Origin of the sequence: Klebsiella sp. KE9456, from assembly GCF_043832615.1 — a bacterium.
In the GTDB taxonomy this organism is placed as follows: Bacteria; Pseudomonadota; Gammaproteobacteria; order Enterobacterales; family Enterobacteriaceae; genus Klebsiella; species Klebsiella indica.
The window spans coordinates 58,391-71,551 of the sequence record NZ_JBDYQK010000018.1 but is presented as its reverse complement, the minus strand read 5'-3'; the positions used below and the strand labels follow the sequence as shown (position 1 = coordinate 71,551).

At 58.2% G+C, this 13,161-nt stretch carries 10 protein-coding genes and 1 pseudogene; 3 read left to right on the top strand and 8 right to left on the bottom strand.

Features of this window, described 5'->3' with window-relative positions:
* Window positions 1–221: 221 nt before the first annotated feature.
* A complete protein-coding gene (locus tag ABK821_RS18110) occupies window positions 222–2,294 on the top strand; it encodes a TonB-dependent siderophore receptor (RefSeq protein WP_142501860.1) in 2,073 nt (690 codons plus the stop codon).
* A gap of 60 nt (window positions 2,295–2,354) precedes the next feature.
* On the opposite strand, the gene ABK821_RS18105 is transcribed toward ABK821_RS18110, so the two are convergent.
* The 7 genes and pseudogenes from ABK821_RS18105 to ABK821_RS18075 all read right to left on the bottom strand — a co-directional run bounded on the left by ABK821_RS18105 (window position 2,355) and on the right by ABK821_RS18075 (window position 9,393).
* Entirely contained in the window at window positions 2,355–3,143 is a 789-nt protein-coding gene (locus ABK821_RS18105) for an ABC transporter ATP-binding protein (RefSeq protein WP_395034011.1), read from the bottom strand.
* Window positions 3,137–4,132 (bottom strand): ABC transporter permease, encoded by a 996-nt coding sequence (locus ABK821_RS18100; protein WP_395034010.1) that lies wholly within the window; start codon window positions 4,130–4,132, stop codon window positions 3,137–3,139. The genes ABK821_RS18105 and ABK821_RS18100 overlap by 7 nt, the downstream gene beginning before the upstream one ends.
* Window positions 4,113–5,150, bottom strand: a complete 1,038-nt coding sequence (locus ABK821_RS18095; RefSeq protein ID WP_138358775.1) for an ABC transporter substrate-binding protein — start codon at window positions 5,148–5,150, stop codon at window positions 4,113–4,115. Before ABK821_RS18095 ends, ABK821_RS18100 begins: the two co-directional genes overlap by 20 nt.
* Window positions 5,147–6,115: an ABC transporter substrate-binding protein gene (locus ABK821_RS18090; RefSeq protein ID WP_138358773.1), complete on the bottom strand. Its 969-nt coding sequence runs from the start codon at window positions 6,113–6,115 to the stop codon at window positions 5,147–5,149. The genes ABK821_RS18095 and ABK821_RS18090 overlap by 4 nt, the downstream gene beginning before the upstream one ends.
* An 11-nt stretch (window positions 6,116–6,126) precedes the next feature.
* Window positions 6,127–7,215, bottom strand: a complete 1,089-nt coding sequence (locus tag ABK821_RS18085) for an acyl-CoA dehydrogenase family protein (protein WP_395034017.1) — start codon at window positions 7,213–7,215, stop codon at window positions 6,127–6,129.
* Between the two features lie 34 nt (window positions 7,216–7,249).
* Window positions 7,250–8,354, bottom strand: a pseudogene (locus tag ABK821_RS18080) (LLM class flavin-dependent oxidoreductase).
* Between the two features lie 145 nt (window positions 8,355–8,499).
* Complete coding sequence (locus ABK821_RS18075; RefSeq protein ID WP_138358769.1) at window positions 8,500–9,393, bottom strand: LysR family transcriptional regulator; 894 nt, start codon at window positions 9,391–9,393, stop codon at window positions 8,500–8,502.
* Between the two features lie 313 nt (window positions 9,394–9,706).
* On the opposite strand from ABK821_RS18075, the gene ABK821_RS18070 reads away from it, so the two are divergent.
* Together ABK821_RS18070 and ABK821_RS18065 are read left to right on the top strand one after the other, a co-directional pair.
* Window positions 9,707–10,303, top strand: coding sequence for a cysteine dioxygenase (locus tag ABK821_RS18070; RefSeq protein WP_138358767.1), 597 nt, complete (start codon window positions 9,707–9,709; stop codon window positions 10,301–10,303).
* Window position 10,304: 1 nt separating this feature from the next.
* Window positions 10,305–11,885, top strand: coding sequence for a rhodanese homology domain-containing protein (locus ABK821_RS18065; RefSeq protein WP_395034009.1), 1,581 nt, complete (start codon window positions 10,305–10,307; stop codon window positions 11,883–11,885).
* 43 nt (window positions 11,886–11,928) lie between these two features.
* Here the strand turns inward: ABK821_RS18065 and mhpT are convergent, their stop codons facing one another.
* A complete protein-coding gene (gene mhpT, locus ABK821_RS18060) occupies window positions 11,929–13,125 on the bottom strand; it encodes a 3-(3-hydroxy-phenyl)propionate transporter MhpT (RefSeq protein ID WP_395034008.1) in 1,197 nt (398 codons plus the stop codon).
* Window positions 13,126–13,161: the final 36 nt, after the last annotated feature.

The window sequence follows — 13,161 nt, the reverse complement described above, 5'->3', positions numbered from 1 at the left end:
ATTCCTTCGTGATTGAATGATTCTCAATTACATATCTGGCCGTAAACTGGCGTAAAAACAGATAGACCTATATTTCAGGGCAATGATTTTATTGGCTTTACCTCCCCGCAAAGGCGAGGTTCGTTCACGAGAAACAGAAAATGACTCCATTAAATGTCCCTTTTTCGACATTAAAAGGGCGTGCGCTTTTTTCACTGATTTTTTTAACCTCTCCGGGGATCCTGGCTGCGGAAAATAGCGCCGATAAAGAGAAAAAAACCGCCGATGAAACCATTACGGTGGTGGCCGACAACACGCAACAGAACGCCACCAACGGTTATCAACCGGTCAACACCTCAACCGCTACCCTGACCACGATGCCGATGCTGGACATTCCCCAGGTGGTCAATACCGTGAGCGACAAGGTGCTACAGGATCAGCACGCCACCAACCTCGACGAGGCGCTGTATAACGTCGCCAACGTTGTACAGACCAATACCCTCGGCGGGACTCAGGATGCATTTACCCGCCGCGGCTTTGGCGCTAACCGCGACGGTTCGATTATGACCAACGGGCTGCGCACCGTGCTACCGCGCAGCTTTACCGCCGCGACCGAACGCGTCGAAGTCCTTAAAGGCCCGGCGTCAACGCTGTACGGTATTCTCGATCCCGGCGGACTGATTAACGTAGTCACCAAACGCCCGGCGCGTACCTTTGGCGGCTCGATTTCCGCCACCTCCACCAGCTTTGGCGGCGGCACCGGTCAGTTTGATGTCACCGGCCCTGTCGAAGGCACGCGCCTCGCGTATCGCCTGATTGGCGAATACCAGAACGAAGACTACTGGCGCAGTTTCGGCAAGCAGAAGAGCAGCTTTATCAACCCTTCCCTGACCTGGTTCGGCGATCGGGCGACGGTTAACGTGTCGTATTCCCACCGTAACTACAGCACGCCGTTCGATCGCGGTACCATCTTCGATCTGAACACCGGCCATGCGGTTAACGTCGATCGCAAAACGCGTTTTGATGAACCGTTTAACATTACCGAGGGTTACTCCGACCTCGCGCAGCTGAATGCGGAATACCGTCTCGATGACGCCTGGACCGCGCGATTTGACTACAGCTACAGCCAGGATCACTACAACGATAACCAGGCCCGCGTGATGGCCTACGATTCCGCGACCGGTGACCTGACCCGTCGCGTCGACGCTACCCACGGCTCAACCCAAAAAATGCACGCCACGCGGGCGGATTTACAGGGTAACGTGGTCATTGGCGGCTTCTACAACGAAATCCTTACCGGCGTGGCTTACGAGAATTACGATCTGCTGCGGACCGATATGATCCGCTGTAAGAAAGTGCAGGGATTCAATATCTATAACCCGGTTTATGGCACGGTCGGCAAATGCTCCAGCGTCTCGGCCTCCGATAGCGATCAGCGTATTCGGCAGGAGAGCTATGCGGGTTATGTTCAGGACGCGCTATATCTCACCGATAACTGGATTGCCGTTGCCGGGGTGCGCTATCAGTATTACACCCAGTACGCGGGTAAAGGCCGTCCGTTTAACGCCAATACCGACAGCAGCGACCAGAAATGGACGCCGAAAGTCGGCCTCGTCTATAAGCTGACGCCCTCTGTCTCGCTGTTCGGTAACGTGGCGCAGTCGTTTATGCCGCAATCCTCCATCGCCAGCTATATCGGCAACCTGCCGCCGGAAGAGTCCACCGCTTACGAACTGGGCGCTAAGTTCGAGCTGTTCAACGGGGTAACCGCCAATATCGCGCTGTTTGATATTGATAAGCGTAATGTTCTCTATACCGAATCGGTGGGTGATGAAACCATTGCCAAAACCGCCGGGAAAGTGCGCTCGCGCGGCGTCGAAGTGGATGTTGCCGGCTCATTGACCGATAACCTGAGCGTGATTGCCAGCTACGGTTATACCGACGCGAAAGTGACCGATGACCCTGATTACAAAGGCAAACCGCTGCCAAACGTGCCGAAGCACACCGGCTCGCTGTTCCTGAGCTACGACATTCATAACGTTTATGACAGTAACACCTTGACCATCGGCGGCGGCGGTCACGCGGTGAGCAAACGTTCCGGCACCAACGGCGCGGACTATTATCTGCAGGGCTATGCGGTAGCGGATGTATTCGCGGCCTATAAGATGAAGCTGCAATATCCGGTCACTCTACAGGTTAACGTGAAGAACCTGTTCGATAAGACCTATTACACCTCATCGATCGGCTCCAATAATCTCAGTAACCAGATTGGCGACCCACGTGAAGTACAGTTCACGGTGAAGATGGATTTTTAAGCAGTTGCAGGTTCCCGGATAAGGCGTAAAAACGCCTTATCCGGGTTACCGGTCAATGCCTTACCAATCCTCTGCCTGCCCCAGAATGCGCAAAATATCCTGCCGATGCTGCAACAGCAGCGGATTGTCACGATGGCGAGGAAATTCAAGCGGTAGCGCAAATTCGGCGATAATTCTCCCAGGACGCGACGACATGACCAGTACCCGCTCGCATAGCAGTAACGCCTCTTCGATATCGTGGGTCACCAGCAGGCTGGTATAGCCCTGCTGCTGCCACAAGGCGATCAGCTCCCGCTGCATACTGATGCGTGTGAGCGAATCGAGTTTTCCCAGCGGCTCATCTAATAACAGAAGGCGCGGTTCATTTAACAACGCGCGCGCCAGCGCCGCACGTTGCGCCATCCCGCCGGAAAGCTGACGCGGCCACGCCTCGCTAAATGCCTGGAGTCCGATTCGCGAAATCAGCGCGTCGGCCTTTGGCTCCAGCCCCTTCTTCCCCTGCGCCTGCGGCCCCAGCAGCACGTTTTGCCGCACCGTCAGCCACGGGTAAAGCGTCGGGTCCTGAAACACCAGAATCCGCTCGGGCCCCGGTCCGCCCATCGTTGTACGATCGATCTGGATCTGCCCGCTCTGCTGCGGCTCCAGCCCCGCCAGCAGCCGCAGCAGGGTCGATTTACCGCAGCCCGATGGCCCGAGCAGCGCAACGCTCTCTCCTGCCCGTAGTTGCAGGCTGATATTCTCCAGAACCGGAACCGTCTGTTTACCGAGGGTGAACGCATGATGAAGATGATTTATCGACACTTCAGCCCCGATCGATGTCGCCTGGGACGTTACCGTCGCAGTTACCATTGCATCCCTCCCCGCTGCCAGCTCAGCAGCCGGTCACGTACCGCAAACAGCCCGCTTATCAGGCCAGAGCATAAAAGCGCCATCATCAGCAACGCCGCGTACATATTGGGATATGCCGCCCAACCCTGCGCCCATTGCAAATAAAAACCGATCCCGGATTTCACCCCCACCATTTCGGCGACAATCAATACCGAAAATGATGCGCCAAGCCCCATAAACAGGCCGACAAATACGTTCGGCAAAGCGGCAGGAATCGCCACTCGCAGGATCAGAAAGCGCTGGCTGGCACCCAAAGTCCGCGCCACGTCATACCACGCCTTATCGATACCGATAACCCCGGACCAGGTCAGTACCGTGACCGGAAACCAGGTGCTGAGCGCAATCAGAAAAACGCTGGCGCCGAAACTTGAGGGAAAGATAAACAGACATAAAGGCAGCAGGGCGGTGGACGGCACCGGCCCCAGCAGGCGTAAAACCGGATGTACCCAGTAGCCGATGCGCTGGGACCAGCCGATCGCCAGACCGCTGATAAAACCGCTGCTGGTGCCAAGCAAAACACCGAATCCGAGTAACCCCAATGAATGCAGCAGACTATCGAGCAGACGCGGCCAGTCATCATGCAGCACTTCAATCAGCGCCTGCGGCGGCGCGAAAAACGGCACAGGCAGCAACGCCGTTTTCGCCGTCAGACCTTCCCATAGCGCAAACAGCACCGGCAGCAGCGCCAGCCACTTTCCGGCATGCTGCAAACGCGCGCCCCGCTGCCGCCAGTAGCGGTAGCTCAGCGCCAGCAGCAACAGTCCGCCGCCGATAGTCAGCTGCGCCAGCGCCCACGCTTCGCTAAACGGCCAACGTCGCCCGGCATCAGGCCAGGCCTGCGTAAAGAGGCCGCCCAGCAGCCATAGCGCGGCGGCAAGCCCGCCTTCCCGCCACAGCGACCTGCGACTTGTCTGGCGCGATAGCACCCGTTCAGGCGAATACGTTGGCATAAATGCTCTCCGCAAACTGGTGAGGATCGACGCCCTGTTTGATCACCTGAACGCGCTGAAGGTCCACGGCGTACTGTGTCAGCTCTTTGACAAACGCCTCGCCCACCGCGTGGTGGCCGTGCCCCTGGCCGTGAAGGATGCCGCTAATCTCCGCTTCATTGGTATTCAGAGCATGGGCGAGGAAGGATTGCGCCACGCTTTCCGGGTGCGCGGCGGCATAGCTGTGCGCCTCAAGAATAGCCTGAGTTAGCGCGGCCGCCGCAGGTTTATGATCACGCACCAGGGTCCCGCTGACGCCCAGCACGCAGCAGCTCAGATTTGCGTAATCGCCGGTCATATTGCTGGCGATAAGCTGATATTTACCGGTTTTCAGCAGGCGATAGCTAAACGGTTCGCTGCCGCTAATGGCGGCGATTTCGCGTTTATCCAGCGCCACGCTGAGCAGATCGGCCGGATAGACTTTCCACTGCACATCGCTTATCGGATCGATGCCGTGGCGCTTAAGTAAAATCGCGAAGAAGTTTTTATCTGGTCCGGCCATATCGGTGACGCCAATCGTTTGCCCTTTCAGGCTATCAAGGCCGCCGAACGGCGAATTTTTTGCCGTCAGCAGATTCAAACAGCCGCCGTGAGTCCCGGCAGTAAGCTTAACGTCAAATCCCTGCTCCAGCGCCTTCAGCCAGCGCAACGCCATTCCCACTCCGGCGTCGGCCTTGCCGGTGGCAATCGCCTCCAGCAGCACATCCGTCGAATTACCGAAGTTAACGAACTCAACATCGAGATTATACTTACTGAAAATTTTCTGCTGCTCCGCCACCGCGACGGGGGCAAGGCATACCGCGTTTTTGTTGATCGCCAGTTTAATTTTGTACGGTTCCGCCAGGCGCAGAGCCGGATGCGCCAGCCCGCTGCCTGCGGCTGCCATATCATGGGCCCATAGCGGCAAAGATACTCCCGCCAACGCGGCGCTACCGGTCAACTGTAAGAAACGACGACGGGAAAAACCGGATGTCATCATGGTGCCACCTCCACCTGCGCGGCAGGCACGCTAAAACCATTATCAAATGTCGGCTTCACGTCCAGCTTTGCGCGGATCAGCCCATTGGTGAAATAAAAGTCCGCTGTAGACTGCTGCTGGGCTACCGTCTGCGGGTCCAGACGCAGCCACTGGGAATGGCGATTGGCGAACTGCGCGCGGGCGATATCCGCCGGGAAACGGATAATTTCCCCCAATGTTTTGCCGTAACTATCGAGGTTGTCGTAGGCCCAGCGCTGGGCCGTGGCCAGGCGATTAAGGTAATCCTGAAGCGCCGCATGCTTTTGCGGATCTTTAAGGGCATCATTCGTTGCCGCCAGGAAGGTATTGCCCGGCAGCAGCCCTTTACCGGTGACCAGGATCTGCCCGGCACCGGTCTTGACCAGTTGGGTCGTATACGGCTCCCAGGTCGCCCAGGCATCAACCGAGCCGCTAAGCAGCGCCACTTTGGCATCCACCGGACCGAGAAATACCCACTGCACATCTTTCGGCGAAATACCCGCCTGTTCCAGCGCTTTCAGCGCCACGAAATGGCCAATCGACCCCTTACCGGTGGCGATACGCTTGCCTTTTAAATCCGCCGCGTTTTTCAACGGACTGCCGGGAGAGACCAGCACAGCAGTACCGGCCGGGTTGCTTTTATCGACGGCAATAGCTTTGACCGGCGCACCGTTAGCCAGTGCGAACAGCAACGGCGCATCGCCGATAATCCCGGCATCCACGGCACCTGCATTGAGCGCTTCCGCCAGCGGCGCGGCGGCCGGGAACTCGGACCACTTAATATCGTAAGGGAGATTTTGTAAGGCATTGGCGGCCTCCAGCTGCGAACGCATTCCGCCTTTTTGATCGGCGATTCGCAGCGTGATTCGTTCCTGGGCCGCCGCATAGCCGCTCAGCGCCAGCAGGATGACCGCCCCGGCTAAACGGGTAAAATTGAGTATGCGCATATGAATTATCCTTATTTTTTAAAAACATATTTACCTGCCGCCAGCCACGCACTGTCGTTCTGCGGGGTATGAACCCGTCCGCACAGCACGTTGCGATAGTGGCGTTCCAGAGGGTTTTGCCGACTCAGACCATGATTGCCGGTGAGCTCCAGCGCCAGATTCACCGCCTGAATAGCATTCTCGGTAATGGTGACTTTTGCGAGGTTCGACTCGATGACGGAAAAATCCAGCTCCGCGGCCTTCTCCAGCAGAGTGCGATTCACCAGTAACAGCCCGTCAATTTGCCCGACTTTTTCCTGTACACGCGGCAGGCTGGAAAGCGGTTGTCCAAGATTTCCGGGAATCCGCGCGTTGAGCCATGCCACCAGCCAGTCGTGCGCCGCGCGAGCGATACTGTCGTAAATCGCCGTGAGTAGCGCCGTATGGCGGTTGGCAAACAGACGGAACTGTTCGGCATCCTGAGCCGGAGGCGCATCGGAAGACCATACGTCCACCGCGTTCTCTGCGGCCACCCGCACGTTTTTCAGAATGACTTCGTGGCTGCCGGTTGCCCGCATTCCGGCGTGATCCCAGCTTTTAACAACGCTGATGCCGTCGCTATCGCGAGGAACCAGCCAGGTGCCGATCAGCGGCGGACTGTCGTCGCTGCGCCCCCAGATAGCCAGCCAGCTGAGACCCTCGATCCCGGTGGTATAGATTTTATGACCGCTAACTTGCCAGCCCTTTGCGCTGCGGATCGCCACGGTTTGCGGCAGACCGCCGCGTGCCGGAGAGCCCAGTTCCGGCTCCACGCGCAGGCTGTTGATTAAGCCACCTCGTTCGACGGCATCCTGAAAAACCCGCTGGCGTAGCGGTTCAGCCCAGTTTTCGTTCTCCGCCAGCCGCAGATGGTGCAGATACTGCATGCAGACGATCAGCGCCGTCGCCGGTTCGCCCCAGGCAATGGCGGCGATGGCCTGCTGAAGCCCTGGCAAACCGACCCCCGCCCCGCCGTACTGCTGCGGCACGGCGAGGCTTAAAAACCCGCGCTGGCGCAGACGGTCAATATTGTGCCGCGGAAAGTCGCCGCTGACGTCGAGGCTGGCCGCCTGCTCCGCCATGAGTTGACGAATCTCCGGGAGCTGCTGAGCCCAGTCATCGGTAGTCTGAGTGGTCACGATGCGCGCTCCGCTACGGCGCGTAATGCGGCTTTTTCGCGAGTAATCGGCAGCAGCGCTTTACCGTAGTCCTGGGCATCGTTGAGCGGATCGAATCCACGGATCAGGAAATTACGCACGCCGAGATCGTAGTAATCAAGCAGCGCATCGGCGACCTGTTCCGGGGTGCCAACCAGCGCGGTGGAGTTGTGCCCTCCGCCCACCAGTTGCGCAATCCCGGTCCACAGGCGTTTATCCACCACCTTGCCCTGCTCTGCCGTTGCCCGCAGGCGCTGCGCCCCGACGCTATCAGGTTTGGCTTTAAAACCGCCCACGGTCTGCGCCGCCCGCTCGGTAGCGACATGGAGAATATGTTCGGCCTTCTCCCAGGCCTCAGCTTCGGTATCGGCGATAATCGGACGGAATGAGACGCTGAAGCCAATTTCACGCTGATGTTTCGCCGCCTCGGCCCGCACGCGCTGAATAGTTTCCTGGGTTTGCGCCAGCGATTCTCCCCACAGGGCGAAGACGTTGGCATGTTTGCCGGCTACCGCAATAGCCGCGTCCGATGAGCCGCCGAAATAGAGGGGAATATGCGGCTTTTGCAACGGACGAATCGCCGACCAGGCCTGCTCCGCCTGATAAAAATCATTGGCGATATCCACCGGCTGTTCAGCGGTCCAGACCTTGCGAATGGTGTCGAGGAAAGCATCGGTACGCGCATAGCGCTGATCATGATCGAGATAATCGCCATCGCGGCGTTGCTCTGCGTCATTGCCGCCGCTAATGATATGCACCGCAAGGCGTCCCCCCAGCAGGTGCTCAAGAGTGGCGAATTTACGCGCGGCAAGGGTTGGCGAGATAAAACCGGGACGATGAGCCAGCAGAAAATTGATGTTTTGCGTCGATAGCCCAGCCAGCGCAGTCACCAGAAATCCGTCCGGTTGATCGGACCAGTGCCCGACCAGCAGGCGGTCAAAACCCGCAGCTTCATGGGCTTGCGCAAAGCGTACGATGTAATCGCGATCGAAGATCGGCCCCGCCGGAGGAATGGTTTCGGACGACAGACGGTGGCCAATCATGCCGAGAAACTGAATGCTCATACAGAACTCCTTGTATCAGGATAACGAATGGGCCGCAGCGGCGGCGCGTTTTCATTACCCTATACACAGGCCCTTAATGAACAAAATGCATTTTTATCATATCTTAATATGCGATATCGGCATTTAAATAAATTAAATATGTATTTCAACCAGATACATTAAGCTGCTGAACGATTTTACCGGCAAAAAAAGTGAGCGGCTGGCTGAGGTTCGCCAGATTCTGCGCATGAACCAGCCATAGATGAACCTCGGGATGAAAATCCTCCAGCGTCAATACCGTAACGTCATCGCGCCACGGACTGGCGGCCAGCGCAGCGCGCGGCACCAGGCCAAGTCCCAGCCCCTGAGCCACGAGGCCAATTTGCAACTGAGCCCCTGCGGTTTCCACATTCAGCGTTAGGCGCAATCCCTGTGATTGCAGCGCACGGATCAGCCCGGCCCGCAGGCCGCAGCCATCAGCATTCAGCACCCAGCCCTTCTCCGCGCAATCCCGCAGCGCGCCGGCGTGCAGACGCCAGCTTTTCGCCGCAATCACCACAATATCCAGCGGGCACAGCAGTCGCCCGCTGTATCCTTCAGCAAAACTTTGTTGTTCAGGCCCCATCGCCAGCACGCCATCCAGCTCGACGCTCGCCAGCCGTCTTTGCAACAGTCCGCTCCAGCCGCAGGTGACCTGCGGTTGCAGAGCGGGGAATTGCTGACGAAGCGCCGTCAGCGCCGGTTGCAGCGCAGTTTCCGCCACGCTTTGCGGCACGCCGAGCCGCAGGATGCCTTGCGGTTCCGCCTCGGGATCAAGCAGGCCATACAGCTTTTTAGTTTCCCGCTTGATGCTCAGACACTGTTCGTAAACCCGGTGTCCGGCGGCGGTCAGGGTAAGCGGTCGGGTCTGACGCGCCAGCAATGTGACGTTCAGAGTTTGTTCCAGACGCTGAAGGCGACGAGTGATCGCCGATTGGGTAATGCCAAGATAGTCTGCGGCCTGGTTAAGGGAAGAAAACTGTACGGTGGCCAGCAGAGCGTCGATGTCGTCAATGCGCATAGCGTCCTTAAAGCCTGGCCCATCAGAGCTATTTTGCTTGCCATTTTGAACCTGGGCAGTGCTCAGACAAAACTCACAGAGTTTTGAACGCCCTCAGGGCGGCCCGAAGGGTGAGCGTAGCGAATAATCCTCACGTACTACGTGTACGCTCCGGTTCTTCCGCGCTGGCCGTGTTCAAACTGGCTGCGCCAATGACGCTTGATGGGTAGGCTATCAATGTTATTTTTGCATATTAATATATTCAGAAATTGCATTTTAATTATATTAACGCCTTTGCTAGCGTAAAGACCAGTCCCGATAACAGGAAGCGACCATGACCGCACCGCAAGTGGAAAAATTACGCCAGTTTATTCAGGACATTGACGCCCTGCATCGCGAGTTTGCCGATGAGCCCGCTTTGCTTGATGCCGTGGCCCGGCGTCTGGGCGAACTGGTGAAAAAAGATGACTGGCTACCGGAAGAGTACACTCTGCCCCATCCTCACCATTATCAGCAGTATCTGTTACATGCCGATTCCGGTCAGCGCTTTTCCGTAGTGAGTTTCGTCTGGGGGCCCGGACAATCGACGCCAATTCACGACCATCGGGTGTGGGGGGCTATCGGTATGCTGCGCGGCGCAGAGGTGAATCAGCGCTACCGCCTGAACAAGAGCGGACAACCGGTGGTTAGCGGCCTTGCCCAACAACTCTCCCCTGGCGAAGTGGAAAAAGTCTCCTCCCAGGATGGCGATATTCACCGGGTAAGCAACGCGCTGGCGGATAAGGTTTCTATCAGTATTCACGTTTACGGCGGCAATATCGGCGGCGTCAGGCGCGCGGTTTATACCCCGGAAGGACTCGTCAAACCTTTTGTCTCCGGCTACTCCAATCGTCACTTACCCAATATCTGGGATCTCTCTAAGGATAATTAATATGTCCACATACTCTTATCGCCCGGCGGCACAGCTGCGCCAGGCGCTGCTTGACGGCGCAGAGCTGGCGCTGATCGATGTTCGTGAAGAGGCCGAATTTGCGCGCAATCATCCACTTTTCGCCGCCAGTCTGCCGCTCAGCAAGCTGGAACTGGAAATTTTTCGCCGCGTACCGCGCCTGACGACGGCAATTACCGTTTACGACGACGGTGAAGGTCTGGCGGAACAGGCCGTTGAGCGCCTGCATCGCTGGGGTTATCAGGATGTGACTTTACTGGAAGGCGGCCTGCAGGGCTGGCAGCGTAGCGGCGGAGAGCTGTTTCAGGACGTCAATTCGCCGAGCAAAGCGTTCGGGGAACTGGTAGAGAGCAAGCGACATACGCCCTCTTTGAGCGCCGAAGAGGTGAAAGCGCGAATCGATAACGGGCAGGAAGTCATTATCGTCGATGCACGCCGTTTCGATGAGTATCAAACCATGAATATTCCCGGCAGCATCAGCGTGCCTGGCGGGGAACTGGCGCTGCGCATTGAGGGACTGATTCCTTCGCCGCAGACGACGGTTATCGTCAACTGCGCAGGGCGTACACGCAGCATTATCGGCAGCCAATCGTTACTTAATGCCGGTCTGACAAATCCGGTTTATGCATTGCGCAACGGCACTATCGGCTGGAGCCTGGCGGGACTCGAACTTGAGCACGGCCAGCAGCGGCGCTACGACGCAGATTTTCGCGCCTCGGCTGAGCGGGTGGCGGAGGTAACGCAACTCGCCGAACGCGCGGGGGTTGTCTTTATTGACAGCCATACCCTTGAGCGCTGGCAGCAGCAGCCCGCGCGTACCACTTACCTGTTTGATGTCCGTAGCCCGGAGGAGTACGCCGCAGGCCATCTGCCACAGAGCATCAGCGCGCCCGGCGGGCAACTGGTACAGGAAACCGATCATTTCGCCAGCGTACGCGGAGCGAGAATCGTGCTTATCGCTGATGATGGCGTTCGTGCGCCAATTACCGCCTCCTGGCTGGCGCAGATGGGCTGGGAGGTTGCCGTATTAAACAATGCGCGCCTGGATGACTTTAGCGAACGCGGCAATCCCGCCGCCAGCGTACCGCCGGGGCCGCAGGCCGTGGAAATTTCCCCGCGCCAGTTAGCGGAACAGCTGCGGGAACCGGGCACCATAGTGCTGGATTTCACCACCAGCGCCAACTATGTCTCCCGTCATATTCCCGGCGCTTACTGGCTGGTCCGTTCACAGTTGCGCCAGGCGCTGGAGGTGCTCCCTACAGCTGAGCGTTACGTTGTCACCTGTGGCAGCAGCCTGCTGGCAAGATATGCGGTGCCCGAAGTGGCGGCATTAACCGGTAAACCGGTGCAACTGTTGAATGGCGGAACGCTGGCGTGGATTAACGCCGGGCTGGCGCTGGAACATGGCGAGACGCATCTGGCCACGCCGCGTAGCGATCGCTATCGACGCCCGTATGAAGGGACCGATAATTCGCCTGCGGCAATGCAGGCCTACCTCGACTGGGAGTTCGGCCTCGTTGAACAGCTGGCACGCGATGGCACACACGGATTTAAGGTGCTGTAAATCGGGAAAGTCCCCCGCTGGCGCTGCGCTTAACCGGAAAACCTCAGGCCACCGCCGAACGCTTCTGGCGTTTCATCAGCCAGAATACCGCCACGCCGGCCAGCAAAATACCGGGGGCGGAGGCGGCCATCACCCCAACAGTACCGGTACCCAATGCCAGCATTTTCCCGGCCAATAGCGGGCCGCTCATCGCGCCAAGACGGCCAATCGCCACCGCGCTACCCACCCCGGTGACGCGGATTTCGCTACGATAAAACAGCGGAGCCAGAGCATAGAGCACGCTCTGCCCGCCGGTGGCGAACAGTCCGGCGACGAACCCTGAAAATAGCATCGCCCCCAGCGATGTGGCGGTTCCCAGCGCCAGCAGCGACGTCAGCATACCGCTGTAAATCAGCAGCGACATCCACAGCGGACTGAGCTTATCCATCAGCGTGCCCAGCAGCAGCGTGCCGCAGGCGGCGCCAAACTGCAGCACAAACATCACTCCCGCCGCCTCGCTGGCGCTGAATCCCTGGCCGACTAACAGCATCGGCAGCCAGTTAATCAGCATATACACCACCAGCAAAGTGAAGAAATAGCACAACCACAATAGCAAGGTAGCGGTGGCATTATCCGGTGCGAACAACGTGCGCAGCGGCACGCTTGTCGTGCGATGCTGAAAAATCGGCGATTCCGGCAGCCAGCGAATCAATAATGGCACCAGCAACAGCGGAACGATACCGCCAACCCAGAATACCGTCTGCCAGGCGTTCGCGAGACCGAAAAAACCCAGCGCCGCCGCCAGCGCCGCGCCAATGGGAACGCCGCAGTACATCAGGCTGACCGCTCTGCCGCGAAAGCGGGGACCGGCGGCTTCCGAGGTTAACGCAATCAGATTCGGTAACGCCGCCCCCAGCCCGATGCCGGTAAACACGCGTGCCAACAGCAGCACCGGGAAATTCCACGCCAGCGCAGTGGCAATCGAGAACAGGCCAAACAGGAAAACCGAACCCAGCAGAATCCGCTTGCGGCCATGGCGGTCCGCCAGAATACCGCCAATCAGCGCGCCGGGCAGCAGGCCGAGGATCCCGGCGCTGAAAACCCAGCCCATCTGCATTTTATCCAGCGCGAACGCCCGCGCCATACCCACGGCGGCAATACCCGCCGCCTGCAGATCCAGACCTTCCATCAGGGCCACCATAAAACAGAGCCCGACGGTTAACATCAGGCGTGAAGCGCGTGCAGTATTGGTCGTCATCATAGTGTACCCAGGAGATATCCTGATAATCGGAACAGG

Coding starts and splice junctions, on each gene's coding strand:
- ABK821_RS18105 (WP_395034011.1), bottom strand. CDS start 3,143: ATGGTAACTGCGACGGTAACGTCCCAGGCGACATCGATCGGGGCTGAA.
- ABK821_RS18075 (WP_138358769.1), bottom strand. CDS start 9,393: ATGCGCATTGACGACATCGACGCTCTGCTGGCCACCGTACAGTTTTCT.
- ABK821_RS18085 (WP_395034017.1), bottom strand. CDS start 7,215: ATGGCGGAGCAGGCGGCCAGCCTCGACGTCAGCGGCGACTTTCCGCGG.
- ABK821_RS18070 (WP_138358767.1), top strand. CDS start 9,707: ATGACCGCACCGCAAGTGGAAAAATTACGCCAGTTTATTCAGGACATT.
- mhpT (WP_395034008.1), bottom strand. CDS start 13,125: ATGATGACGACCAATACTGCACGCGCTTCACGCCTGATGTTAACCGTC.
- ABK821_RS18100 (WP_395034010.1), bottom strand. CDS start 4,132: ATGCCAACGTATTCGCCTGAACGGGTGCTATCGCGCCAGACAAGTCGC.
- ABK821_RS18065 (WP_395034009.1), top strand. CDS start 10,305: ATGTCCACATACTCTTATCGCCCGGCGGCACAGCTGCGCCAGGCGCTG.
- ABK821_RS18090 (WP_138358773.1), bottom strand. CDS start 6,115: ATGCGCATACTCAATTTTACCCGTTTAGCCGGGGCGGTCATCCTGCTG.
- ABK821_RS18095 (WP_138358775.1), bottom strand. CDS start 5,150: ATGATGACATCCGGTTTTTCCCGTCGTCGTTTCTTACAGTTGACCGGT.